Origin of the sequence: Streptomyces sp. NPDC003036 (genome assembly GCF_040611175.1) — a bacterium.
Lineage (GTDB): Bacteria > Actinomycetota > Actinomycetes > Streptomycetales > Streptomycetaceae > Streptomyces.
In genome coordinates this window covers 54,981-77,844 of the sequence record NZ_JBEXNO010000016.1, presented here as the reverse complement: position 1 = coordinate 77,844, position 22,864 = coordinate 54,981, and the positions used below count along the sequence as shown (strand labels likewise).

The following is a 22,864-nucleotide window of genomic DNA, read 5'->3' as shown; positions in this document are numbered from 1 at the left end:
GCCTTCCTACTGCCGTCCGGTAGCGAGGTAGTAGTGCAGGACCGGGCCCAGCTCCGCCAGCCACTGGTGGAGCTGGGCCTTGCGGCGCGCGGCGATCCGGCACTCGTAGAGCATGCCGCCGGGGTGGCGGACGGCCACCATCAGCACGTGGCCGTGGGGGGCGGGCGCGAAGTGCACGGTCGCGACCGCCGCCCACGGGAAGTCCATGGTGTAGCCGTTGACCTCCAGAGCGACTCCGGAGGTGTCGACGATGACGGAGTTGTGCTTGTCGTGCGCGACGAACTCGGGGCCGGTGGGGTGGAGCGGCTGTACGGGCTGCTGTACGGGTATCGGGGGGCCGAAGCCCGGAGGGGGCGGCTGGGGCGGCATGCTCATGCCGCAGTTCTACCAGGGGCGTTACCAGGGCAGCTCGCGCACCTGCTGCACGCACAGCACCAGGAACAGCACGCCCGCCGCGACGAGCATGCCGTTGCTCAGCCAGCCGTTGCGCCACTCGCGCGGCGTACGGTCGGAGTTGAGCAGCCATACGAGGGTGAGCGCCAGGAACGGCATGAAGAACGCGCCGATCAGGCCGTACACGATCACCAGGCCGAACGGCTGGTCCAGGAAGAGCAGGCTGATCGGCGGGAACGTCAGCCACAGCAGGTACGCCCGGAACGGCAGCGACTTCTCGCGCTTCACGACGGCGGCCGCGCCGCCCGCGCCCCCGCCCTCGCCGCCCTGTGCCGAGTGCCGGGTGCGGAAGCGGGCGACGAAGTCGGCGAACATCAGGCTCACGCCGTGCCAGACGCCGATGAGGGAGGTGAAGGAGGTGGCGAAGAAGCCGATCAGGAAGAGCTTGGCGGTGGCGGCGCCGTACCGGTCCTCCAGGATCTTCCCCAGGTCCAGCAGCCCCTTGTCGCCCTTGGCGAGCGCGACGCCGGAGGAGTGCAGCAGCTCGGCGCCGACGAAGAGCATGGCGACGACGAAGACGCCGGTGGTGAGGTAGGCGACGCGGTTGTCGAACCGCATGACCTTGATCCAGCTGATGTCGGTCCAGCCCTTGGCGTTCACCCAGTAGCCGTACGCGGCGAGCGTGATGGTGCCGCCGACGCCGCCGATCAGGCCGAGGGTGTAGATCAGCGAGCCCTCCGGGAGGACGGGCGCGAGGCCTGCGACGGCGTCGCCGAGATTCGGGGTGACGCGGACGGCGAGGTAGACGGTGACCAGGAACATCACGCCGACCAGGACCGTCATGACCTTCTCGAAGACGGCGTACCGGTTGAACCAGACGAAGACGAGGCCGACCAGGCCGCACAGCACGGCCCACCACTTCAGGTCCATGACGCCCGGGAAGAGCGCGCTCAGCGGCAGCGCGCTGGAGGACATGGCGGCCGCGCCGTAGACGAAGCCCCAGATGGCCACGTACCCGACGAAGTAGACGGTCGTCCAGGCGCCGAGGCTGCGCCAGCCGTCGAAAAGGGTGCGGCCGGTGGCCAGATGCCAGCGGCCGGCGGCCTCGGCGAGCGAGATCTTGACGAGGCAGCCGATGACGGCCGCCCACAGCAGGGTGTAGCCGAACTTGCTGCCCGCGATGAGAGTGGCGATCAGGTCACCGGCGCCGACGCCGGTGGCGGCGACGACGATGCCGGGCCCGATGGAGCGCCAGGTCGCCTTGCGGGGTGCGGTGCCCGGGGATCCGGGGGCTCCCGGGGTGGCGGATGCGCCGGAAGCGCCCTCCCCGGTCCCCTCCGTCCGTGTCGTGTCCGCATCGGTCATGTCCGGCCACCTTCCCCTCGCGCTCATGTGACGTCAGGTCACGTAACCGGGTGCGGAGTGATCGCGCAAGGGGCCGTGCGGGGGTGAGGCGGCAGCGCCCCCGGACGACCTCGGGCGACCTTGGCCTGAGTCAGACCCTTGACGCGGTCATGCCATGGCCCGACGATGCCTCGCACGGGGAGAGCCACCCCGTACCCCCCACCCAGGAGACTCAGCATGCGACTTCGCATACGCGGCTCGCGCGGCAGAAGGTCCGCCACCCTCACGGCCTTACTGGCGCTCGCCGTCGTGGTGCCCCTCGGCGCCGCGACCGGCACCGGCGCGACCACCGGCACCGGCACACCGGCCGCCCCCGCCGCCACCGCGGAGGAGGTCATCCGCCAGTACGAGATCCACGGCCCCTCCACCCCCGCCGAGCGCACCGCCCTCGCCGCCACCGGCGTCTCGATCGACGAGGCCGACTCCCACGCGGTCGTCGTCAGCGCCAACGCCGAACAGGCGCGGCGCCTGCGCGCCCTCGGGTACAAGCTCGACGCGCTGCCCGGGCCGCCCGACCGGACCGGCGGCAAGGCCTCCGGCACCTCCCTCGGCGCCCTGGACTTCCCCTCCGCCGACTCCCGCTACCACAACTACGCCGAGATGAACGCGGAGATAAGCCAGCGGCTCCAGCAGTACCCGAGCATCATGAGCCGCCGCGTCATCGGCAAGAGCTACCAGGGCCGCGACATCGTCGCCATCAAGATCAGCGACAACGTGGCGACGGACGAGAACGAGCCCGAGATCCTCTTCACCCACCACCAGCACGCGCGCGAGCACCTCACCGTCGAGATGGCGCTCTACCTCCTGCGCGAGCTCGGCGCCGGCTACGGCTCCGACTCCAGGATCACCAACGCCGTCAACAACCGCGAGATCTGGATCGTGCCCGACCTCAACCCGGACGGCGGCGAGTACGACATCGCCTCCGGCTCCTACCGCAGCTGGCGCAAGAACCGCCAGCCCAACGCGGGCTCGACGTCCGTCGGCACGGACATGAACCGCAACTGGAACTTCAAGTGGGGCTGCTGCGGCGGCTCCTCCGGCTCGTACGGCTCCGAGACCTACCGCGGCTCGGCCCCCGAGTCCGCGCCCGAGGTGAAGGTCGTCGCCGACTTCGTACGCTCCCGGGTCGTCGGCGGCACGCAGCAGATCAAGGCGGGCATCGACTTCCACACGTACAGCGAGCTGGTGCTCTGGCCCTACGGCTACACGTACAACGACACCGCCCCCGGCCTGACCCAGGACGACCGGGACGCCTTCGCCGCGGTCGGCCGCAAGATGGCCGCGAGCAACGGCTACACGCCGCAGCAGTCGAGCGACCTCTACGTCACGGACGGGTCGATCGACGACTACCTGTGGGGCGCGCACAAGATCTTCGGCTACACCTTCGAGATGTACCCGCGCGGGTCCAGCGGCGGCGGCTTCTACCCGCCGGACGAGGTGATCGAGCGCGAGACCAGCCGCAACCGCGACGCGGTGCTGCAGCTGATCGAGAACGCGGACTGCATGTACCGGTCGATCGGCAAGGAGCAGCAGTACTGCGCGTAGTGGTCCCCGAGGCCGCTGTGGCACGGACTTCCCTGCCGTGCCACGGCGGTCGCGTGCGTCTCAGCCCAGGACCGCCAGGGCGTCGATCTCGATGAGCAGGCCGGCGGGGAGGCCGACGTAGACCGTGGTGCGGGCCGCGGGGGGCGCCTTCAGGTCCTTGAAGTACGCGTTGTAGATCTCGTTCATCTCGGCGAAGTGGTCCGTGGCGGTGAGGTAGACGCGGATCATCACCACGTCCTCCCAGGTCGCGCCGCCTTCCGTGAGGACGGCCTCGACGTTGGCCAGGGTCTGGAGGGTCTGCTCGCGCAGCGTGGGACCCGCGACCGTGGGCGCCTGCCCCTCGGCGGCCGGGTCGGCCGGCAGGAAGCCCACCTGGCCCGCGACCTGGAGGATGTTGCCCTTGCGGACGCCGTGGGAGAAGGCGGCCGGGGGCGCGGTGTGGGTCGGGGGCGTGATGGCGGTCTTCTCGGTCATGCGGCGTCCTTCGGGGTCGTGGTGCCGGAGTAGTCCCGCGTGATCGCGTCGGCGGTGCGGCGCACCAGCGGGAGCAGGGCGAGCAGTTCGTCGGCGGTGACGACGACGTTCGGGGCGGAGAGGGACATGGCGGCGGCGACGCGGCCGTCGGCGCCCCGGATGGGCGCCGCGACGCAGTTGATGGACTCCTCGTGGCCGCCGAGGTCGGTGGCCCAGCCCTGTTCGCGTACGGTCGCCAGCTCCTTGAGGAAGGCGGCGGCGTTCGGGATCGAACGGGCCGTGTACATGGGGTAGTCCAGCTTCGCGGCGAGCGCGCGGCGCTCCGGCTCGGGGAGGTCGGCGAGGAGCAGCTTGGCGACGGCGGCGACGGTGATCGCGACGGGCTTGCCGATCCGCGAGTACATCCGGACCGGGTAGCGGCTCTCCACCTTGTCGAGGTAGAGCACCTCGCCGTCCTCGTACACGGCGAGGTGCACGGTGTGCCCGGTCTGCTCGCCGAGCCGTACGAGGTGCGGGTGGGCGATCTCCCGGACGTCGAGGCTCTCGACGGCCTCCTGCGCGAGCGCGAAGAGCCGGGCGCCGAGCCGGTAGCGCTGGTCCTCCTGGCGGTAGACCAGGCCGTGCTCGTGGAGCGTGCGCAGCAGGCGCAGGGCCGTGGACTTGTGCACGCCGAGGGCGTCCGCGACCTGCCCGAGGTCGGCGGGGCCGCGCGCGAGCAGCGGCAGGATGCTGAGCGCGCGGTCGACGGTCTGGCTCATGGCGTCGGTACCTCCTGGTCGTTCCCCGGCGTCGTCCCCGTCCACCCCGGGCCGAGGTGCAGTCTCCCCCAGGCGGCGTCGTCGAGCTCCACGAGCCGGTCCGCGTGCGCGGTGCTCGGCGGGGTCCCGAGGTCGCCGGGGACGGTGAGCGCCGCAGCGGCCATGAGGTGCCCGTGGCGCAGCCGCCGCCGCATGTCGAGGCCGCGGAGGGTGGCGGAGAGGAACCCGGCGGCGAAGGCGTCGCCTGCGCCGGTGGGGGCGACGACGCGGACTCGGGGCGCGGGGACGAAGACGACGGCGTCGGCCGGTGCGGATCCGCTGCGCGGGGCTGTCCCCCACCCCGCCCCTTCCCGAACCAGGGGCTCTGCCCCCGGGCCCCCGCGCCTCAATCGCCGGCGGGGCTGATTCAGCCCGTCCGGCGTTTGAGGACACGGCCGAAGGCCGTACAAGGTCCGAGGCGAAGCCCCGGTTTCGGGAAGGGGCGGCGGGGTGGGGAAAGGCCCCGCGCAGCGGCTGAACGCCACCGCCCCCGAACCGCCCCGCTTCACGACCAGCACGCACGGCTCCGGCAGCACCTCCCGGATCGCCGCCGCGCCCCGCAGCCCCCACGCCGCCTCCGCCTCGTCCTCGCCGACGAAGACGAGGTCCGCGCCCCCGGCCAGTTCCAGGAGGACCTCCGGGTCGGCGGACAGCGCCGGGCGGTGGTTGACGTCGAAGGAGACGAGCGGGCGACCGGGCCGCCGCCGGGTGAGGTCGCGCAGAAGCGCGAGGCAGCCGGCGGAGAGGGCGGCCGTGATGCCGGAGAGGTGCAGGACGCGCGCCGAGTGGAGGTCGTCGTACGCCACGGTCTGCGGGGACATCGCGGAGGCGGCCGATCCGGCGCGGTAGTAGACGACCTCGTGCTCCTGGTCGGCGCGGTCGGTCGCCGTGCGGAAGTAGACGCCCGTCGGGCGGTGCGGGTCGCGGCGTACGGCACCGGTGTCGACGCCGTACGCCGCGATGGCCGCGACCAGGTGGTCGCCGAAGGCGTCGGCGCCGACGCGGCTGACCCAGCGGACGCGGTGCCCGGCGGCGGCCAGCGCGCAGGCGACGTTGGACTCGGCGCCGCCGATGGCGCGGGTGAAGGAGGGGACGTCGGCGAGGCGGCCCGGCCGGGAGGGCAGGAAGGTGACCAGGGACTCGCCGAGACAGACGACATCGGTCACGCTGGGGGCTCCTCACGGGCCACGCGGATCCGGATCCATTGACCCGGTGTTGAGCCGGATGTTAGACAGCGTCAAGCGATATACGCAATGAGCATTGCGCACCACGCAACGCCACGGCAGAAGGAGGGGCCCATGACGGACGACCTCGGGGACGAGCGCGTCGACCACCGCTTCAAGGGACTGCCGATCGACGCCGAGGGCCTGACCGTCGGCGCGTTGGCGGCCCAGCGCCGCAACCTCTTCACCGGCGGCTTCACCACGCCCGTCCTCGCCCTCTCCGCCGAGTCCGTCGAGCACAACCTCGCGCTCCTGGAGGCGTACTCCGAACGCCACGGCCTCGCCTTCGCCCCGCACGGCAAGACCTCCATGGCACCGCGGCTCTTCGAGCGCCAACTGGAGCACGGCGCCTGGGGCATCACGGCGGCGGTGCCGCACCAGGCGCGCGTGTACCGGGCGTTCGGGATCCGGCGGATCTTCCTCGCCAACGAACTCGTCGACGCCGCCGCCCTGCGCTGGCTGGCGCGGGAGCTCGCCGGGGACGCGGACGTCCACTTCGTCTGCTACGTCGACTCCGTGCGCGGCGTCGAGCTGATGGACGAGGCCCTGGAGGGCAGCGCCCGCCCCGTCGACGTCGTGGTCGAGCTCGGCGCGGGCGATGGCGCGCGCACCGGGGCGCGTACGGAGGCGGACTGCGCCGCCGTCGGCGACGCCGTCGCCGCGGCCCGCCACTTGCGCCTGGTCGGCGTCGCGGGCTACGAGGGCGAGGTGCCGGACGCCACGCCCGAGTCCGTACGGGCCTGGCTGCGCCGGCTCACCGCGCTCGCCGTCGACTTCGACAAGGCGGGGCGCTTCCCCGCCGGTCTGGAAGAGATCGTGGTGAGTGCGGGCGGCAGCGCCTGGTTCGACACGGTGGCCGAGGTCTTCGCCGAGCTGCCGCCGTTGTCCCGCCCGGTCCTGAAGTTGCTGCGGTCGGGCGCGTACGTGTCGCACGACGACGGCCAGTACCGCAACCTCACCCCCTTCAACCGGGTCCCCGAGGAGGGCGCTCTCCAGCCCGCCTTCCGCCTGTGGGCGCAGGTGGTGTCCCGGCCCACGGCGGAGCAGGCGTTCGTGAACGCGGGCAAGCGGGACGCGGCGTACGACCTCCACCTCCCCGAGGCGCAGGTGGTGCGCTCGGCGCGCGACGGGTCGGTGCGGCCCGCGACCGGGATCACGGTGACGCGCCTGTCGGACCAGCACGCGTGGCTGGAGACGACGGAGGAGGCGGCGGACCTGGAGGTGGGCGACTGGGTCGGCATGGGGCTGTCGCACCCGTGCACCTCCTTCGACAAGTGGCAGCTGATCCCGCTGGTGGAGGCGGACGGCACGGTGGTCGACTACATCCGTACCTTTTTCTGACGGGCCATGGACCTCGTCATACGCGGCGCACGCGTCGTCGACGGCACCGGCGGACCGTCGTACCGCGCCGACGTCGGCGTCAGCGGCGGCCGTATCGCGGCCTTGCGCCGGGTCGGTGAGCCACCGCTACGGGGGCGGCGGGTGCTCGACGCGCACGGGCTGGTGCTCGCGCCCGGGTTCATCGACATGCACGCCCACAGCGACCTCGCCCTCCTGCGCGACCCCGACCACAGCGCGAAGGCGGCACAGGGCGTCACGCTCGAAGTGCTGGGCCAGGACGGCCTGTCGTACGCGCCGGTCGACGACCGCACGCTCGACGGGGTCCGCACGGCCATCGCGGGCTGGAACGGCGACGGCTCCGACGTCGACCTCGACTGGCGCACCGTCGGCGAGTACCTCGACCGCCTGGACCGGGGCTTCGGTGGCCAGGGCATCGCGGTCAACGCCGCGTACCTGATCCCGCAGGGGACGGTCCGGGCGTACGCCATGGGCTGGGACGACCGGCCGCCCACGGACGCCGAACTCACGCGGATGAGGGAACTGGTGGCGCGGGGCCTGGAGGAGGGCGCCGTCGGCCTGTCGTCCGGGCTGACCTACACACCGGGGATGTACGCGCGCGACGCCGAACTGACCGCGCTGTGCCGGGTGGTCGCGGCGTACGGCGGCTACTACTGCCCGCACCACCGCAGTTACGGCGCCGGGGCGCTGCGGGCGTACGAGGAGATGATCGCGGTCGCGCGCGAGGCGGGCTGCGCGCTGCACCTGGCGCACGCCACGCTCAACTTCCGCGTCAACGAGGGCCGGGCGCCGGAGCTGCTGGCGCTGCTGGACGCGGCGCTGGCCGAGGGCGCGGACATCACCCTCGACACGTATCCGTACACGCCGGGCTGTACGACGCTGATGGCGCTGCTGCCGAGCTGGGCGAGCGAGGGCGGGCCGGAGGCGACGCTGGCGCGACTGCGCGACGAGGCGACCGCCGCCCGGATCCGCCACGACCTCGAAGTGCTCGGCTCGGACGGCTGCCACGGGGTGCCGGTCGAGTGGGACACCGTCGAGATCTCGGGCGTCGGCGACCCGGCGCTCGCCGCGTACGTCGGCAGGAGCATCCAGCGGTCGGCGGACGCACGCGGCGAGGAGCCGTGGACGACGGCCCGCCGCCTGCTGCTCGCGGACCGGCTCGCCCCGACGATCCTCCAGCACGTCGGCCACGAGGAGAACGTGCGCGCGATCATGCGCCACCGCGCCCACACGGGCGGCTCGGACGGCATCCTGCGCGGCGCCAAGCCGCATCCCCGCGCGTACGGCACGTTCCCGCACTACCTCGGGCGGTACGCGCGCGAGCTGGGCGTGCTCTCGCTGGAGGAGGCGGTCGCCCACCTGACCGGCCGCCCGGCGGCCCGGCTGCGGCTGCCCGACCGGGGCCTGGTGCGCGAGGGCCACCGCGCCGACCTGGTGCTCTTCGACCCGGACACGGTGGCGGCTGGCGCCACCTTCGACGCCCCGCGCACCGGGCCGACGGGCATCCCGTACGTCCTGATCGACGGCCGCTTCGTCATCGCGGACGGCCGTCGCACGGACGTGCTGGCGGGGCGGGCGGTGCGGCGTACGAGGCGCTGACCGGCGCGCGGCGCTCCCGGCGTACCAGCCAGGTCCCGGCCACGCACACGAGCCCGGCCAGGACGAACCCGTACGCCGGGGTGTGGCCCGAGGGCTGGGTCTCGTACGGCAGGGCGGCCGACAGGACGGCGAGGACGCCCACGACCCGGCTGTCCGGCGCGGCGGTGGCGGTGGCGGCGAGGGCGGTCATGCCCCACAGCAGGTACCAGGGCTGCACCATCGGTGAGAGGGCGACCAGGGCGAGGAGGGCCAGGCCCAGGGCGTGGGCGGGGTGGAGGAGGCCGCGCAGGGACCGCCACGCCAGGTACGCGATGAGTGCGAGCGCGGCGGCGAGGCCGAGCTGCTGGACGGCGGCCTTGACCGGGGCGGGGTCGGTGCCCGCGAGCAGGTGCAGCAGTTCGCCGAGGCCGAGGCCGAGGTCGCTGGTGGCGGACAGGGCGGTGTGGATCGTCCCGGCGACGCCCTGGGTGCGGAGCCAGCCGAAGCCGGTGCCCGTCAGCAGCGTCGCGGCGGCGGCGACCGCCGCGGCGACCAGGCCGGGGGCCAGCAGGCCCTTGGCGAGGCGCCGGGTGCGGGGGCCCGCCGCCGCGCGGGCGACGATCACGCCGATGAAGAGCAGGGCCACGGCGGCCGGTGACTTGACCATGGCGGCGAGGCCGACGAGCGCGCTGCCGAGGATCCAGCGGCCGCGCAGGGCGCACACCATGCCCGCCAGCATGAGGGCGATCATCAGGCCGTCGTTGTGGACGCCGCCCACGACGTGGATCAGCAGGAGCGGGTTGAGCGCGCCGAGCCACAGGGCGGCGCTCTCGCTGCCGCACCGGTCGCGGGCGAGACTCCGCAGCGCCCACACGGTCAGCGCCAGCGCGCCGACGGCGATCAGCCGCATGCCGAGGACGGCCGGCACGATCGTCCCGCCGGTCCCCCAGGCCACCGCCTGCGCGAGCACCAGGAAGACCGGGCCGTACGGTGCCGGCGTGTCGGTCCAGTGCCCACCGACGCTCGCCGCCGCGTCCCCGCCGAGCCCGCCCGGGTCGAGCACCGAAGGCCCGGCGCCGTAGACGTCGTGCCCTTCGAGGACCATCGCGCCCTGGGCGATGTAGCTGTAGACGTCGGCGCTGTAGAGCGGCGGCGCGAGCAGCAGCGGCCCGGCCCACCAGCCGAGCGTGCGCAGGGTCTCGCGTACGGGCACCTCGCGGGCGGCACGCCCGTACCCCCACCAGGCGGCGATCAGGAGGGTGAGCCCGGCGTACGCGAGGACGGCGGCGGCCACGGTCGTCGCGGTGCCGAGCGGTACCCACAGGCCCCACGGGTCGCGCGAGGGCAGCGATCCGGCCGCCCAGCCGCCCCCGGCCACCGCGACCGCCCCGGCCGCACCCAGTCGGCGGTACCCGACCGCGCTCATGTCCCACATGACCGGCCAGCCTAGGTGCTGGCGTCAGGGCTCTCGCTTCGGAGCAGCCACGGTTGCGGGGCGGGTCCGCGCGCCTACCGTGAGTGGTGATCCACGCGATCCACCCCTCACCCCAAGGGAGGCGCCATGCGCCGCATCGCCACCGTCTGTGTCACCCTGGCCGCCGCCGCGGCCCTCGCCGTCTCCGGCGCCACCACCGCCTTCGGCGCTCAGGGCACCCTCTACGTCGACCGCACCGCGCTGCCGAACCCGAGCGGCTGCTACGACTTCGACGCCATCGAGCCGCTCGTCCACAACCTGACGAACGACGTCGTGATCGTCTACGAGCTCCCCGGATGCAGGGGCGAGGTCGAGGAGATCGTCGAGGCGGACGACTGGGAGGAGGACGTCGACGGCATGAGCCTCTTCGTCCGCTGAATCCGCGCTCCGCCGACCCCGCCGGATCCGCTGAATCCGTCGGCAGTGACGGCCCGGGACGGGCGCCGAGTGGCAGAAAACACGAGGCGCCCCATCCGCCACCGCCGTAAGCTCGCGCTATGCAGGTGATCCAGTCCACGAAGCTCGCCAACGTCTGTTACGAAATCCGCGGTCCGGTGCTCGAGGAGGCGATGCGGCTGGAGGCTGCAGGTCACCGGATCCTCAAGCTGAACACCGGCAACCCCGCCGCCTTCGGGTTCGAGTGCCCGCCCGCGATCCTGGAGGACATCCTCCGCAACCTCGGCGAGTCGCACGGCTACGGCGACGCGAAGGGCCTCCTTTCCGCGCGGCGCGCGGTGATGAGCCACTACGAGACCAAGGGCATCCCCCTCTCCGTCGAGGACATCTACATCGGCAACGGCGTCTCCGAGCTCATCCAGATGTCGATGCAGGCGCTGCTGGACGACGGCGACGAGGTGCTCGTACCGGCGCCGGACTACCCGCTGTGGACGGCGTCCGTCTCCCTCGCCGGCGGTACGGCGGTGCACTACCGCTGCGACGAGCAGTCCGACTGGATGCCGGACCTCGCCGACATCGAGCGCAAGATCACCGACCGCACCAAGGCGCTCGTCGTCATCAACCCGAACAACCCCACGGGTGCGGTGTACGACGACGAGATGCTGCGCGGCCTGACCGAGATCGCCCGCCGCCACAACCTCGTCGTCTGCTCGGACGAGATCTACGACAAGATCCTCTACGACGGCGCCACGCACACCCCGACCGCCGCGATCGCGCCCGACCTGCTGGTGCTGACGTTCAACGGCATGTCGAAGAACTACCGGGTGGCCGGCTACCGCAGCGGCTGGATGGCGGTGTGCGGCCCGAAGGCGCACGCCTCCTCGTACATCGAGGGCCTGACGATCCTCGCCAACATGCGCCTGTGCGCCAACATGCCGGCGCAGCACGCGATCGCCGCCGCGCTCCAGGGCCGGCAGTCGATCGAGGCGCTGGTGCAGCCGGGCGGCCGGCTGCTCGAGCAGCGGGACGTGGCGTACGACCTGCTGATGCAGATCCCGGGCGTGACGTGCGTGAAGCCGAAGGGCGCGCTGTACCTCTTCCCGCGACTGGACCCGAACGTCTACCCGATCAAGGACGACCGGCAGATGGTGCTCGACCTGCTGCGGGCCGAGAAGATCATGGTGGTGCACGGGACGGGCTTCAACTGGCACGAGCCGGACCACTTCCGGATCGTGACGCTGCCGAACGCGACGGATCTGGCGGACGCGGTGACGCGTATCGGGAACTTCCTGGACGGCTACAGCCAGCCCTGACCCCTGCACTTAGGGCGAACTCAACTTTAGACAGAATCCAAGGTAGGATGGTCTCCTGTCCAAGAGCAGGAGGCCGTCCACCATGTACGAACCGATCCGCACCAAGTCGGTCCACCGGATGGCCGGCGACACCCAGGACCGCATCCCGCACCGCTCGCGCGAGGAGGAGCTGGACATCCAGCTCGCCGGACACCTCGCCGCGCTGCTCGCCGTCACCGACGAGCTCGGCGAGGACGCGGCGGCCGACCGCATCGCCCAGCAGGTCGCACGGCTGCGCGGCGCGCCGCCCGCCCGGCACGCGGGCCTCACCGGCGCGGAGCCGGCGGACCTGCACCGCCGCGCCCACACCCTCGCGGGCCGTGCCCTGGTCGTCGCCGCCTCCCGGGCCGACACGGCCGCCGCGATCCTCGCCGCCGAGCGCATGGACGCGCACAGCGCCGCGCTGGAGCAGCTCCGCCCGGTCGCCGCCCTCTGACCGGCGCCCCATGATCGGCCCCGGCCCGCGGCCGTCTCAGGCGCGCGGGCCGGGTGCCACCCACCTGCCAACCCACCTGCCGACCCGCCTCGGCGGGAAAACGCCCGGCCCCCGGAGTCTGAGGGGACTCCGGGGGCCGGTTGCGTCGCGGCGGGTCATTCGTGAACCCACAGGTCAGGGCGGATGTCGGGCTGACCCGCCACGAGGTCTTCCGGCGGTCAGCCCAGGCGGGCGACCAACGAGTGGTACTCGTCCCACAGCTCCTTCGGCGTGTGGTCACCGAAGGTGTTGAGGTGCTCGGGGATGAGGGCGGCCTCCTCGCGCCAGACCTCTGTGTCGACCTTGAGCAGGAAGTCGAGGTCCTCCTCGGGCAGCTCCAGGCCGTCGGTGTCGAGGGCCTCGCGCGTCGGCAGGATGCCGATCGGGGTCTCGACGCCCTCGGCCTTGCCGTCGAGGCGCTCCACGATCCACTTCAGCACGCGGCTGTTCTCGCCGAAGCCGGGCCAGACGAACTTGCCCGCGTCGTTCTTGCGGAACCAGTTGACGTAGTAGATCTTCGGCAGCTTGGCCTGGTCCGCGGTCTTGCCGACCTTGATCCAGTGGGCCATGTAGTCGCCCATGTTGTAGCCGCAGAACGGCAGCATCGCGAACGGGTCGCGGCGCAGCTCGCCGACCTTGCCCTCGGCGGCGGCGGTCTTCTCGCTCGCGACGTTCGCACCGAGGAAGACGCCGTGCTGCCAGTCGAAGGACTCGGTCACCAGCGGGACCGCGGTGGCGCGGCGGCCGCCGAAGAGGATCGCCGAGATCGGCACGCCCTTCGGGTCCTCCCACTCGGGCGCGATGATCGGGCACTGCGAGGCGGGCACGGTGAAGCGGGCGTTGGGGTGAGCGGCCGGAGTGTCGGAGTCCGGCGTCCAGTCGTTACCCTTCCAGTCCGTGAGGTGCTTGGGCGCCTCCTCGGTCATGCCCTCCCACCACACGTCGCCGTCGTCCGTGAGCGCGACGTTGGTGAAGACGGCGTTGCCCCACAGGGTCTTCATCGCGTTGGCGTTGGTGTGCTCGCCGGTGCCGGGCGCGACGCCGAAGAAGCCCGCCTCGGGGTTGATCGCGTACAGCTGGCCGTCCTCGCCGAACCGCATCCACGCGATGTCGTCGCCGATCGTCTCGACGGTCCAGCCGGAGATCGTGGGCTCCAGCATCGCGAGGTTGGTCTTGCCGCAGGCGGACGGGAAGGCCGCGGCGACGTACTTCGCCTCGCCCTGCGGCGGCGTGAGCTTGAGGATCAGCATGTGCTCGGCGAGCCAGCCCTCGTCGCGCGCCATGACGGACGCGATGCGCAGGGCGTAGCACTTCTTGCCGAGCAGGGCGTTGCCGCCGTAACCGGAGCCGTACGACCAGATCTCGCGGGACTCCGGGAAGTGCGAGATGTACTTGGTGCTGTTGCAGGGCCACGGCACGTCCTCCTCGCCCTCCGCGAGCGGGGCGCCGAGGGTGTGGACGGCCTTGACGAAGAAGCCGTCGTCGCCGAGCTCGTCGAGGACGGCCTGGCCCATGCGGGTCATGGTGCGCATGGAGACGGCGACGTACGCGGAGTCGGTGATCTCGACGCCGATGGCGGAGAGCGGCGACCCCAGCGGGCCCATGCAGAAGGGGACCACGTACATGGTGCGGCCCTTCATGGAGCCGCGGAAGATTCCCTTGTCCCCGGTGAAGATCTCCCGCATCTCGGCGGGGGCCTTCCAGTGGTTCGTGGGGCCCGCGTCCTCCTCCTTCTCGGAGCAGATGAAGGTGCGGTCCTCGACGCGGGCGACGTCGGAGGGGTCGGAGGCGGCGTAGTACGAGTTCGGGCGCAGCGTCGGGTCCAGCTTGCGGAAGGTGCCCTTGGCGACGAGCTCTTCGCACAGACGCTCGTACTCGGCTTCGGAACCGTCACACCAGACGACGTTGTCCGGCTGCGTGATTGCTGCGATCTCGTCGACCCAGGAGATCAGTTCCCGGTGGTTGGTGGGGACGACGGTGGAGGGAGCCGCGTTGTCGCGCGCCACGATTGCTCCTTGTTGAGGGGTTTGAGGTTGTCTGCCCCGTGGGGGCTGCGACCCGGATGCTTCACGGCATTGATCTCCTGGCGCTCATCCGGTGCCGACCGCACTCATCTGATCATCCGCGTCCGGTGCGCATATGTCCAGAGGGCCTCTCACGTGAGCATTGCCACTCATTACGCCCCCACACCTCCCTCATCGGCCTCCAACACCCCACGTACGGAGGCGTCGGTAGCATTCCGACATGACTGCAGCGGCCATGCCCGATGACACTGACGACGTGACCGAGATAACACAGAGCGTGCTGAAGCCGAAGCTGCGTGGCTGGCTGCACGCCGGGATGTTCCCCGCCGCGCTGATCGCCGGCATCGTCCTGACCGCGCTGGCCGACTCCACGCGCGGCCGGATCGCGTGCGGCATCTACGCCTTCACCGCCTGCGCGCTCTTCGGCGTGAGCGCGCTGTACCACCGGGGCGACTGGGGCCCGCGCGCCACCGCCGTACTGCGCCGGCTCGACCACGCCAATATCTTCCTGATCATCGCGGGCACCTATACCCCGCTGACGCTGCTCCTCCTCCCCGACTCCACCGGGCGGGTGCTGCTGTGGGCGATCTGGGCGGCTGCGGTGGCGGGGATCGCCTTCCGGGTGTTCTGGGTCGGCGCCCCGCGCTGGCTGTACACGCCGTGCTACATCGCGATGGGCTGGGCGGCCGTCTTCTTCCTGCCGGACTTCCTGCACAAGGGCGGCGTCGCCGTGCTGGTCCTGGTGGTCGTCGGCGGCCTGCTCTACAGCGCGGGCGGCGTGGTGTACGGCATCAAGCGGCCGAACCCGTCCCCGCGGTGGTTCGGCTTCCACGAGGTGTTCCACTCCCTCACGCTCGCGGCGTTCGTCGCCCACTACGTGGGGATCTCGCTGGTGGCGTACCAGCACGCGTAACGCCGGGAGAATGACCGGAACAATGGGTTCCATGGCCGCCCGCACCTCGCTCCTCACCGCGCGTCCCCCCATGAGCCTGCGGGAGCGCAAGAAGCTCAAGACCCGCATCGCGATCAGACGGGCCACCTACCGGCTGATCGCCGAGCGGGGGTACGAGGCGACCACCATCGACCAGATCGCCCAGGCGGCGGAGGTCTCGCCCAGCACGGTCATCCGGTACTTCCCGGCCAAGGAGGACATCGTCCTCACGGATGAGTACGACCCGGTCATCGAGGCGGCGCTGCGCGCCCGGCCCGTCGGCGAGGAGCCGCTGCGGTCGCTCCGTGCCGTGATCACGCAGGCCGCGGCCGACCTCCTGGAGCGCGAGCCGGAGGAGATGCGGCAGCGCGCCCGGCTGCTGGTGGAGGTCCCGGCCGTACGCGCCCGGATGACCGAGACCATGGCCGAGACCTCCCAGCTGCTGTCCCGTGTTCTCGCCGACCGCACCGGGCGGGCGGCGGACGACCTCGAAGTGCGGGTCTTCACCGCCGCCGTCATGGGCGCTCTGCGCGAGGTGCTGCTGCACTGGGCGGAGCGCGATCAGCGGGACGATCTGATCACGCTCATCGACCGTGCGTTCGACACGCTCAGCGGCGGCCCTTCGCTGTAGCGGAGTCCCCCTTTCCGCAGGCCAGGCCGTCCCGGTCCGGGTCGAGCCGCAGCGGGTCGTCCTTGCCGTTGACCTGCAGGCGGCCGTAGTCGTGCGCCGCCAGCCAGTCGCAGCGGGCCTTCGTCGTCGCCTTCACCGACGCCGGGAACGCCGTCGGCACGCACACCCCGGCCGAGCCGTAGTGCCGGTCGCACCCCGCTATCCGCGGGCTGACCGGAGCCGCGTCCCGCTTCTTCAGCGGCTTCTTCGGCGCGGCGGCGAGATCGCCGGCGAAGTCGTGGACGTGCGCCGACTTCTCCGCCTCCGCCGCCATCGCCGCGGGTCCGCCGAGGTGCACCCACTGGGCGATGGACGGGATGCCGTTGGCGTCGACCGCGAAGAGCATGTACCAGCCGGGCGGGGCGAGGTTCGGGTTCCCGGTGACGTTCAGGTCGACGGTCCGGTCGTCGATGACGGACAGCGGCAGGTCGACGAAGCGCTGGTTGGGGTCGGAGGAGTGCGTGACGGCGGCCGGGCGGATCAGCTCCGCCTTGGCGATCGGCCGGTCGACCGTGATCCGCTGGGTGTCGCCGTAGTTCCAGCGGCTGTCGATGACCGAGGTGATCTTCGGGCGCGGGCCCTTGAGCAGGTACGGCGGCGTGTAGACCGACACGTCGTGGTTGTACGAGCCGTTGCCGGGGTTGTCGCCGACCGCCATCACCCGGCCGTCGGGCAGCAGGAACGCCGAGGAGTGGTAGCCGCGCGGGACCGGGTCGGCGGCCATGCCCGCCTGGTAGGTGTCGGTGGCCGGGTCGAAGAGCGACGCCTCGTACACCGGGTCGGCCCGGTCGTGCAGCGCGCCGCCGGTCTCCAGGACCTTGCCGTCGGGGAGCAGCACCGCCGAGACGTACATCTTGCCCTCGTCGCCCGTCTGCGGGCGCTTGCCCGCGCCCTGGTCGACCAGGCCCTGCGGGATGGGCGGGCCGGCGACGTAGGCCGGGTTGGGCTGCTTGAGGTCGATGATGTCGGTGAGGCGGTTGGCGGCGGGGTTGCGCTCGTTGTTGCCGCCGCCGATGGTCAGGACCCGCTGGTCCTGCGCCGGGGGCAGCAGCACGCTGGCGGACTCGTCGCGCTCGTCCTTGTTCCGCAGGCCCGGCACGTCGGTGATGGTGTTCTTGTCGTAGTCGTAGATGGAGGCGCCGGTGCCGGGGGTGCCGTTGCCGAAGGTGTGGCTGCCGGAGTAGAACAACCGGCCGTCCTGCATGAGGATCATCGACGGGTACAGGCCCCAGTACGACCAGGTCTGCTTGACCTCGTTGACCGGCAGCCACTTGTTCTGCGCGGCGGAGAACCTCTCCGCCGTCACATTGCCGGTGGAGTCCTCCTTCAGGCCGCCGAAGGAGATCACGTCGCCGTTGCCGAGGATCGTCGCCGACGGGTACCAGTGCCCGTCGTGCATGTCGTTCGTCTTGATGTACGACTCGGTCGCCGGGTCGAAGACGTACGAGTCCTTCAGGCCCTGGTAGCCGATCTTTCCGTCGGCGGACGGGTAGCCCTTGTTGCCGCTCATGACCAGCACCCGGCCGTCGGACAGCTGCACATGGCCGGCGCAGAACATGTCGACGGGGGTCGGGATGGTCTTGAAGGAGCCGTTGGCCGGGTCGTAGACGGCGGAGGTGAAGGTGCCCGCCTTGAACATCTCCGGGTCGTTGCCGGAACCCGCGATCAGCAGCACCTTGCCTCCCCCAGAGCCTCCGGCCTGGGAGGTACCCCCATGGAGGACGACGGAGTGCATGGAGCGGACCGGGTTCTTGGTGGCGAGGACCTCCCACTTGCCCTTGGCGCACTCCTCGGCCGTGCCCGTACAGACCGGGTCGGGCGCGGGGGCCGCGACCTCCTCCATCACGTAGTCGTCGGTGGTGACGCTGCCGGTGCCGAAGACGGACACGCCCCAGGCGATCCGGTCCGTGCCCGGCGGCACGACGGGCGTGCGCACCTCGGCGCGGGTGTACGCGCCGGCCATCGGGAGGGTCTTGAGGTCGGTCCAGTACTGCCAGCCCGCGGTGGTGTCGTGCCGGAAGAGCGTGATCGCCGTGTCGGGGGTCGTCGACTTGTACCAGAGGGACAGGTCGTACTGCCGGTCGGCGACGACGGGCGGGGCGCAGGCGTCGGACTCGGTGATCAGGGCCTTGCGGTCGCCGTCGACGCGGCGGGTCAGCTCCACCTTCATGGCGCCGGTGCCGGAGTGGGCGTCCGTGGTCGTGGTGAAGGTGACGTCGTTGTCTCCCCAGCCGGACTTGGACCAGCACGACGGCATGCCGTCGTGGCCGGTGCCGGGGGTTTCGAAGCCGGGGTTCTTGATGAGGTTGATCCCGGCGGCGGCCGGGTGCTGGGCGGCTAGGAGCAGGCCGGAGGTCATGGCGCCGATGGCGAGCAGCGCCGCTCCGCGCCGTCGTCGAGGGGTCGGTGTCAACGGACGTTCCTTCCTGTGCGGGCCCGGCGCGCGGTGCGCGGAAGGTAGACCAGCGCCTCCGTCCCCGCGAACCGCAGGACGAAGGTGGTCAGCAGCGCGAGGGCGGTGGCGGGCAGCACCGCCAGGTGGAGCTGCCCGACGAACAGGGCGATCAGGGGGATGCGCAGGACGAGGTCGGCGTTGGCGAGGAGCGCGAAGCGGCCGACGCGGTCCGCCCAGTGGCGGTGGTGGCGGCGGTCGCGGAAGAGCAGCACCTCGATGAGGAGGAAGTTCCAGGCGACGCCGAGCTGGTTGGCGAGGATCTCGGCCGGGAGGTAATGCACCCCGGCGGCACCGGTCAGGACGTACAGGGCGGCGAGGTTCGGTACGAAGCCGGTGAGGCCGATCAGTCCGAAGGCGGCCATGCGCGCGAGCGGCGACGCGGTGCGCAGCTCGACGAGGTGGCGCAGGAACCGCAGGCCTTCCTTCGCCGTGGACTTGGACTCGCCGGCGTACCGCTCCTCGAAGACGAACGGCACCTCGGCGACGCCGGCCGGCCGGCACCGTACGGCCAGCTCCAGCAGGATCTTGTAGCCGAGGGGCTTGAGGGCGTCCGCGGTGACCGCGCTGCGCCGGATGGCGAAGAAGCCGCTCATCGGGTCGCTGATGCCGGCGAGGGCGCGCGGGAACAGCCCCTTGGCGAGCCAGGTGGCCCCGCGTGAGACGGCGACGCGGTAGCCGCCCGCCAGTCCGGCGCGGCTGCCGCCGGGCAGGTAGCGGCTGGCGACGACCAGGTCGGCGTCCTGCTTCTCGCCGGTGGCGAGGAGCTCGGGGACGAGGGCGGGCGGGTGCTGGAGGTCGGCGTCCATGACGACGACCCACTCGGCGGTGGCGGCCTTGATGCCCTCGACGACGGCGCCGCCGAGGCCGCCCTCGGGGGTGTCGCGGTGGAGGACGGAGACGGGGAAGGCGCAGTCCCGCGCGGCGTCGGCGATCACGGCGGGGGTGTCGTCGGTGGAGTCGTCGACGAAGACGACCTCGCACGGGACGCGGTGGGGCACGGCGTCGGCGATGCGGCGCAGCAGCTCCCGTACGTTGCCGGATTCGTTGAAGGTGGGAATGACGACGGTGACGCCGGTGAGGGCTCCCGGCCGGGGTACGTCCCCGGTGACCGGGGCGACGCGCTCGGCGCCGGTGGGCTGGATGGTCAAGGGGCCTCCGCTCCGGTGGTCCGGGCCTCTTCGGTCCGGTCTTCGGTGGTCCGGGCCCCGGCGCTCCGGTCTTCGCCGATCTTCCGGATCTCGATCCGCTCCTCGCCCTCGCCGAAGGTGGCGACCGGCGTCGAATGCTCCAGCGCCGCCCTGACGTTGGGCAGGTCACGCGCGTCGCGCCGTACGGTCGGGGAGGCGACGACGTAGTCCAGGTCCCGCCAGCCGTCGGGCATGGTCCTCGTCACCGCCGGGTCGAGGTCGGCCTTGTAGAACCAGATGGCACCGAGCCCGGGTTCGTACCCGGCGTGGACCAGGTCGAGCCAGAGCGCGTCGTCGACGAGCACGCGGGTGCGCGCCGGGTCGGGGACCTCGCGGGCGAGCCAGGAGGCGGCCGCCCGGTAGGGGGCGTTGGCGTCGGCGGTCATGGCGGTGCGGTCTCCGTCGTACCAGCGCGGGACGACGTACACCGCGGCGGCGGCCGCCAGCAGGACGGCGGCCGTCCGGCGCACGGGCAGCAGCTTCGGCAGCGGGCGGCCCTTGCGCAGGACGGCGTGGGCGACGCTCGCCGCTCCCCCGGCCAGCACCAGGGCGAGGAAGGGCAGCGCCTGGATGACGTACATGGCGGGCAGGTAGCCGGAGGGGCGCATCGCGACGAGCGCCAGGATGGCGACCGCGAGCGCGGGTCCGGCGAGCGCCCGCGCGGTGACCGACCAGCGGACGGTGGCCAGGAGCAGCGCGGCGCCGGCGAGGCCGCCGAGCGGCAGGACCCGGTCGTAGTAGAGCCAGGATTCCAGGACGCCGTGGGAGCCGGTGCCCTCGGTGAGGATGAAGCCGGAGCCGGGGCGGCTCATCTGGTAGGTGATGCCCTCCCACAGCGACACGTGTCCGGCGCCGGGCAGCAGCTCGCCCTTCAGGAGCGCGAAGAGCGGGTAGGTGAGGCCGATCAGCACGCAGGCCGTGATGGCGCCGGTGACGGCGAACTTGCGGGTGTCGCGGTGGCTGTGGCGCCACATCGTCACCAGCAGCGCCGGCAGGACGACGAGCATCGTCTCCTTGGTGAGGACGCCGACGGCGGCGGCGAGCCCGGCCCCGAAGTGATGCCAGAGGTGGCGGCTGGGCGAGGCGGCGAGGCAGAAGGCCAGCAGCATCCACATCACGGCGAGGTTGTCGAGGAAGATCTCCCGCTGGAGGACGACGGAGAGCGGGGACAGCCCGAACAGCGCCATGGCGAGACCGGCGGCCCAGCGCGGCAGCCACAGGCGGCGCGCCAGCACGTACAGCATCACCGCGGACGCGGCGGCGACCAGCAGCATCGCGAAGCGCATGGAGGCGACGGTCATCGACTCGGGGGCGAGGAGCGACGGGATCCACGTGAGGGCGGCGATCTGCATCCAGCCGAGCGGCGGATGGTCGTACCAGTAGGTGTAGTGGGCGAGGCCGCGGCCGTTCTGCACGGCCCAGGCCTGGGCGAGGTAGGTGCCCTCGTCGTCGCTGAGGGTGGGGTACTGCTGGATGTTCCAGCCCTGGACGAGCAGGATCGCGACGAGCAGGACACCGCACAGCACCAGGTCGGGGCGCGAGCTGCGGAAGCGGACGACGGGCCGGGTGACGATCCGTCTCTTGTCGGGGCGCGGCGCCGGGGGCGCGGGGGCCTCGGGAGCCGCGGGGGCCGGGGGGCTCGCGGCGGGCAGGGTCGCGGTCATCGGGTGGCCTCCTCCCGGACGAGGTGCGCCCCGACGTGACTGGTGAGCTCCCATTCGTTGCGGCCGCGCTGTTCACGCCAGACCGCGCGGACGGCCGCGCCCGCCAGCAGCAGCTGGTAGAAGGGGCCGCCGGCGATGAGCTTCAGGTAGTGGACCAACCGCACGCGCAGCCCGTACTGGCGGCCGAAGTCGTGCAGTCCGACGATCTCGAAGACGAAGGTCACCAGGGCGGTGATCATCGGCAGGAAGGTGATGAAGGCGACCCCGACGGGCACGTCGAGGAAGAGGGCGATCGCGGCGTTGAGCGGGATGATGACGCCGGTGAAGGCCTGCATGAACGGCGTCATGAGGGTGTAGCGGGCGAGCATCCGCTGCCCCAGGGTGGGCAGTTCGCGCCAGTCCTTCTTGCGGTAGACCTGGAGGAAGCCCTGGTTCCAGCGGGTGCGCTGTTTGAGCAGGCTGACGAGGGTGCCGGGGGTCTCCTCGCGGGTGACCATGTCGGCGTCGTACGCGACGACGACCTTCTTGCCCGTGCTGGAGAGGCGTACGCCCAGGTCGCAGTCCTCGGCGAGGCAGTTCTGGTCCCAGCCTCCCGCCTCGCGCAGCACGTCGGTGCGGACGAAGACGGTGTTGCCGCCGAGCGGGATGAAGCCCTTGGCGGCGTGGAGGTGGAGGCGGGAGCGGAACCAGAAGAAGTACTCCAGGCAGTTGCGCAGGGAGTACCAGCTGGAGTGGAAGTTGATCAGCTGGACGCCGCCCTGGACGACGTCGGCGCCGGTGGCGGTGAAGGCGTGGTCCACGTGGGCGAGCAGCTCGGGGTGGACCTGGTCCTCGGCGTCGAAGACGCCGACGACGTCGCCCCGGCAGTACGGCAGGGCGGTGTTGAGCGCCTTGGGCTTGTTCTTGGTCTCGTGGGTGTCGACCACGACGCGTACGCGCCCGGGGTCGCGGGCGGCGGCCCGCTCGGCGACCTCGGCGGTCTCCGGGTCGTCGTGGCCGACTATCACGATGATCTCGAAGTCGCGGTGGCTGGACTCCCGGAGCCGGTCGATGGTGTGCTCCAGGACCAGCTGTTCGTGCCGGGCGGGCAGCAGCAGCGAGAAGGACAGGCCCTGTTGGCCGTCCGGTCGGGCGAATCGGGTGGCGGCGAGCGTCTCGGGCGTACGCCAGGCGTGCATCTGCCACCAGAGCGTGAACGCGGCCATCCAGAACAGCGCCAGCGAAACGGCAGCGACGAACAGCGATAGCAGCACGGAAGGTCCCCCCTCGGACCTGCCGCGGTGACGCGGGCGCGCGGGTCAGGAGCGGCGCGCGCCACCGCGGCGGTGGTCGATCCCCGGATCGAAAAGCAGCTTTTCGGGGCGGATCGCGGCAGGACCCCCCTGGCCGTCGACGCCCATGATCGACATCCGCACACGCCCTCCCCAGAACGTGCGCGGAGTCTCCTCAACTCCTCGTGCGAA

General features: G+C 71.9%; 19 protein-coding genes. 8 read left to right on the top strand and 11 right to left on the bottom strand.

All coding sequences use genetic code 11. From position 1 onward, the window contains the following. Positions 1 to 6: 6 nt before the first annotated feature. Together ABZX67_RS14345 and ABZX67_RS14340 are read right to left on the bottom strand one after the other, a co-directional pair. Positions 7 to 375, bottom strand: coding sequence for a hypothetical protein (locus ABZX67_RS14345; protein ID WP_355359080.1), 369 nt, complete (start codon positions 373 to 375; stop codon positions 7 to 9). Between the two features lie 21 nt (positions 376 to 396). Beyond that, positions 397 to 1,758: an Nramp family divalent metal transporter gene (locus ABZX67_RS14340; RefSeq protein WP_355359077.1), complete on the bottom strand. Its 1,362-nt coding sequence runs from the start codon at positions 1,756 to 1,758 to the stop codon at positions 397 to 399. A gap of 216 nt (positions 1,759 to 1,974) precedes the next feature. Here ABZX67_RS14340 and ABZX67_RS14335 point away from each other — a divergent pair, with 216 nt between their 5' ends. Further along, positions 1,975 to 3,342: a M14 family metallopeptidase gene (locus tag ABZX67_RS14335; protein WP_355359074.1), complete on the top strand. Its 1,368-nt coding sequence runs from the start codon at positions 1,975 to 1,977 to the stop codon at positions 3,340 to 3,342. 60 nt (positions 3,343 to 3,402) lie between these two features. Here the strand turns inward: ABZX67_RS14335 and ABZX67_RS14330 are convergent, their stop codons facing one another. The 3 genes from ABZX67_RS14330 to ABZX67_RS14320 are packed head-to-tail and all read right to left on the bottom strand — an operon-like array spanning position 3,403 to position 5,779. Beyond that, complete coding sequence (locus ABZX67_RS14330; protein ID WP_355359071.1) at positions 3,403 to 3,816, bottom strand: RidA family protein; 414 nt, start codon at positions 3,814 to 3,816, stop codon at positions 3,403 to 3,405. Beyond that, on the bottom strand, positions 3,813 to 4,574 hold the full coding sequence (locus ABZX67_RS14325) for an IclR family transcriptional regulator (RefSeq protein ID WP_355359068.1): 762 nt from the start codon (positions 4,572 to 4,574) through the stop codon (positions 3,813 to 3,815). Before ABZX67_RS14325 ends, ABZX67_RS14330 begins: the two co-directional genes overlap by 4 nt. Then, positions 4,571 to 5,779 (bottom strand): sugar kinase, encoded by a 1,209-nt coding sequence (locus ABZX67_RS14320; RefSeq protein ID WP_355359065.1) that lies wholly within the window; start codon positions 5,777 to 5,779, stop codon positions 4,571 to 4,573. Before ABZX67_RS14320 ends, ABZX67_RS14325 begins: the two co-directional genes overlap by 4 nt. Positions 5,780 to 5,911: 132 nt before the next feature. Between ABZX67_RS14320 and ABZX67_RS14315 the strand changes: the two genes are divergently transcribed. Continuing rightward, positions 5,912 to 7,177: an alanine racemase gene (locus ABZX67_RS14315; protein WP_355359062.1), complete on the top strand. Its 1,266-nt coding sequence runs from the start codon at positions 5,912 to 5,914 to the stop codon at positions 7,175 to 7,177. Between the two features lie 6 nt (positions 7,178 to 7,183). Continuing rightward, entirely contained in the window at positions 7,184 to 8,794 is a 1,611-nt protein-coding gene (locus ABZX67_RS14310) for a D-aminoacylase (protein WP_355359059.1), read from the top strand. On the opposite strand, the gene mptB is transcribed toward ABZX67_RS14310, so the two are convergent. Further along, entirely contained in the window at positions 8,730 to 10,208 is a 1,479-nt protein-coding gene (gene mptB / locus ABZX67_RS14305; RefSeq protein ID WP_355359056.1) for a polyprenol phosphomannose-dependent alpha 1,6 mannosyltransferase MptB, read from the bottom strand. The two genes, ABZX67_RS14310 and mptB, sit on opposite strands and share 65 nt — an antisense overlap. Before the next feature lie 126 nt (positions 10,209 to 10,334). Here mptB and ABZX67_RS14300 point away from each other — a divergent pair, with 126 nt between their 5' ends. From ABZX67_RS14300 to ABZX67_RS14290, 3 genes are all read left to right on the top strand, one after another. Then, complete coding sequence (locus tag ABZX67_RS14300; RefSeq protein ID WP_355359053.1) at positions 10,335 to 10,625, top strand: hypothetical protein; 291 nt, start codon at positions 10,335 to 10,337, stop codon at positions 10,623 to 10,625. Positions 10,626 to 10,744: 119 nt separating this feature from the next. Continuing rightward, complete coding sequence (locus ABZX67_RS14295) at positions 10,745 to 11,956, top strand: pyridoxal phosphate-dependent aminotransferase (protein WP_355359050.1); 1,212 nt, start codon at positions 10,745 to 10,747, stop codon at positions 11,954 to 11,956. Positions 11,957 to 12,038: 82 nt separating this feature from the next. Then, complete coding sequence (locus ABZX67_RS14290) at positions 12,039 to 12,431, top strand: hypothetical protein (RefSeq protein ID WP_355359047.1); 393 nt, start codon at positions 12,039 to 12,041, stop codon at positions 12,429 to 12,431. Between the two features lie 218 nt (positions 12,432 to 12,649). Here ABZX67_RS14290 and ABZX67_RS14285 read toward each other — a convergent pair whose 3' ends face one another. Beyond that, a complete protein-coding gene (locus ABZX67_RS14285) occupies positions 12,650 to 14,476 on the bottom strand; it encodes a phosphoenolpyruvate carboxykinase (GTP) (RefSeq protein WP_355359044.1) in 1,827 nt (608 codons plus the stop codon). A gap of 238 nt (positions 14,477 to 14,714) precedes the next feature. Here ABZX67_RS14285 and ABZX67_RS14280 point away from each other — a divergent pair, with 238 nt between their 5' ends. After that, entirely contained in the window at positions 14,715 to 15,407 is a 693-nt protein-coding gene (locus ABZX67_RS14280) for a hemolysin III family protein (protein WP_355359041.1), read from the top strand. Positions 15,408 to 15,438: 31 nt separating this feature from the next. Next, positions 15,439 to 16,056, top strand: coding sequence for a TetR family transcriptional regulator (locus tag ABZX67_RS14275; protein WP_355359038.1), 618 nt, complete (start codon positions 15,439 to 15,441; stop codon positions 16,054 to 16,056). Here the strand turns inward: ABZX67_RS14275 and ABZX67_RS14270 are convergent. From ABZX67_RS14270 to ABZX67_RS14255, 4 genes are read right to left on the bottom strand one after another with little or no spacing between them, the layout of a single operon-like run. Next, positions 16,034 to 18,454, bottom strand: a complete 2,421-nt coding sequence (locus ABZX67_RS14270; protein ID WP_355359282.1) for a galactose oxidase-like domain-containing protein — start codon at positions 18,452 to 18,454, stop codon at positions 16,034 to 16,036. The genes ABZX67_RS14275 and ABZX67_RS14270 overlap by 23 nt on opposite strands. A gap of 50 nt (positions 18,455 to 18,504) precedes the next feature. Next, positions 18,505 to 19,698: a glycosyltransferase family 2 protein gene (locus tag ABZX67_RS14265; protein WP_355359035.1), complete on the bottom strand. Its 1,194-nt coding sequence runs from the start codon at positions 19,696 to 19,698 to the stop codon at positions 18,505 to 18,507. After that, entirely contained in the window at positions 19,695 to 21,401 is a 1,707-nt protein-coding gene (locus tag ABZX67_RS14260) for a phospholipid carrier-dependent glycosyltransferase (RefSeq protein WP_355359032.1), read from the bottom strand. Before ABZX67_RS14260 ends, ABZX67_RS14265 begins: the two co-directional genes overlap by 4 nt. Then, positions 21,398 to 22,654 carry a glycosyltransferase gene (locus tag ABZX67_RS14255; protein ID WP_355359029.1) on the bottom strand — a complete coding sequence of 419 codons (1,257 nt, stop codon included), beginning with the start codon at positions 22,652 to 22,654 and terminating at the stop codon, positions 21,398 to 21,400. The genes ABZX67_RS14260 and ABZX67_RS14255 overlap by 4 nt, the downstream gene beginning before the upstream one ends. Between the last annotated feature and the right edge of the window lie 210 nt (positions 22,655 to 22,864).

What these genes read in the sequence shown, in the direction of transcription:
- ABZX67_RS14345 (WP_355359080.1), bottom strand. Translation starts at nt 375, where the DNA reads ATGAGCATGCCGCCCCAGCCGCCCCCTCCGGGCTTCGGCCCCCCGATA.
- ABZX67_RS14340 (WP_355359077.1), bottom strand. Translation starts at nt 1,758, where the DNA reads ATGACCGATGCGGACACGACACGGACGGAGGGGACCGGGGAGGGCGCT.
- ABZX67_RS14335 (WP_355359074.1), top strand. Translation starts at nt 1,975, where the DNA reads ATGCGACTTCGCATACGCGGCTCGCGCGGCAGAAGGTCCGCCACCCTC.
- ABZX67_RS14330 (WP_355359071.1), bottom strand. Translation starts at nt 3,816, where the DNA reads ATGACCGAGAAGACCGCCATCACGCCCCCGACCCACACCGCGCCCCCG.
- ABZX67_RS14325 (WP_355359068.1), bottom strand. Translation starts at nt 4,574, where the DNA reads ATGAGCCAGACCGTCGACCGCGCGCTCAGCATCCTGCCGCTGCTCGCG.
- ABZX67_RS14315 (WP_355359062.1), top strand. Translation starts at nt 5,912, where the DNA reads ATGACGGACGACCTCGGGGACGAGCGCGTCGACCACCGCTTCAAGGGA.
- ABZX67_RS14310 (WP_355359059.1), top strand. Translation starts at nt 7,184, where the DNA reads ATGGACCTCGTCATACGCGGCGCACGCGTCGTCGACGGCACCGGCGGA.
- mptB (WP_355359056.1), bottom strand. Translation starts at nt 10,208, where the DNA reads ATGTGGGACATGAGCGCGGTCGGGTACCGCCGACTGGGTGCGGCCGGG.
- ABZX67_RS14300 (WP_355359053.1), top strand. Translation starts at nt 10,335, where the DNA reads ATGCGCCGCATCGCCACCGTCTGTGTCACCCTGGCCGCCGCCGCGGCC.
- ABZX67_RS14295 (WP_355359050.1), top strand. Translation starts at nt 10,745, where the DNA reads ATGCAGGTGATCCAGTCCACGAAGCTCGCCAACGTCTGTTACGAAATC.
- ABZX67_RS14290 (WP_355359047.1), top strand. Translation starts at nt 12,039, where the DNA reads ATGTACGAACCGATCCGCACCAAGTCGGTCCACCGGATGGCCGGCGAC.
- ABZX67_RS14280 (WP_355359041.1), top strand. Translation starts at nt 14,715, where the DNA reads ATGACTGCAGCGGCCATGCCCGATGACACTGACGACGTGACCGAGATA.
- ABZX67_RS14275 (WP_355359038.1), top strand. Translation starts at nt 15,439, where the DNA reads ATGGCCGCCCGCACCTCGCTCCTCACCGCGCGTCCCCCCATGAGCCTG.
- ABZX67_RS14270 (WP_355359282.1), bottom strand. Translation starts at nt 18,454, where the DNA reads ATGACCTCCGGCCTGCTCCTAGCCGCCCAGCACCCGGCCGCCGCCGGG.
- ABZX67_RS14260 (WP_355359032.1), bottom strand. Translation starts at nt 21,401, where the DNA reads ATGACCGCGACCCTGCCCGCCGCGAGCCCCCCGGCCCCCGCGGCTCCC.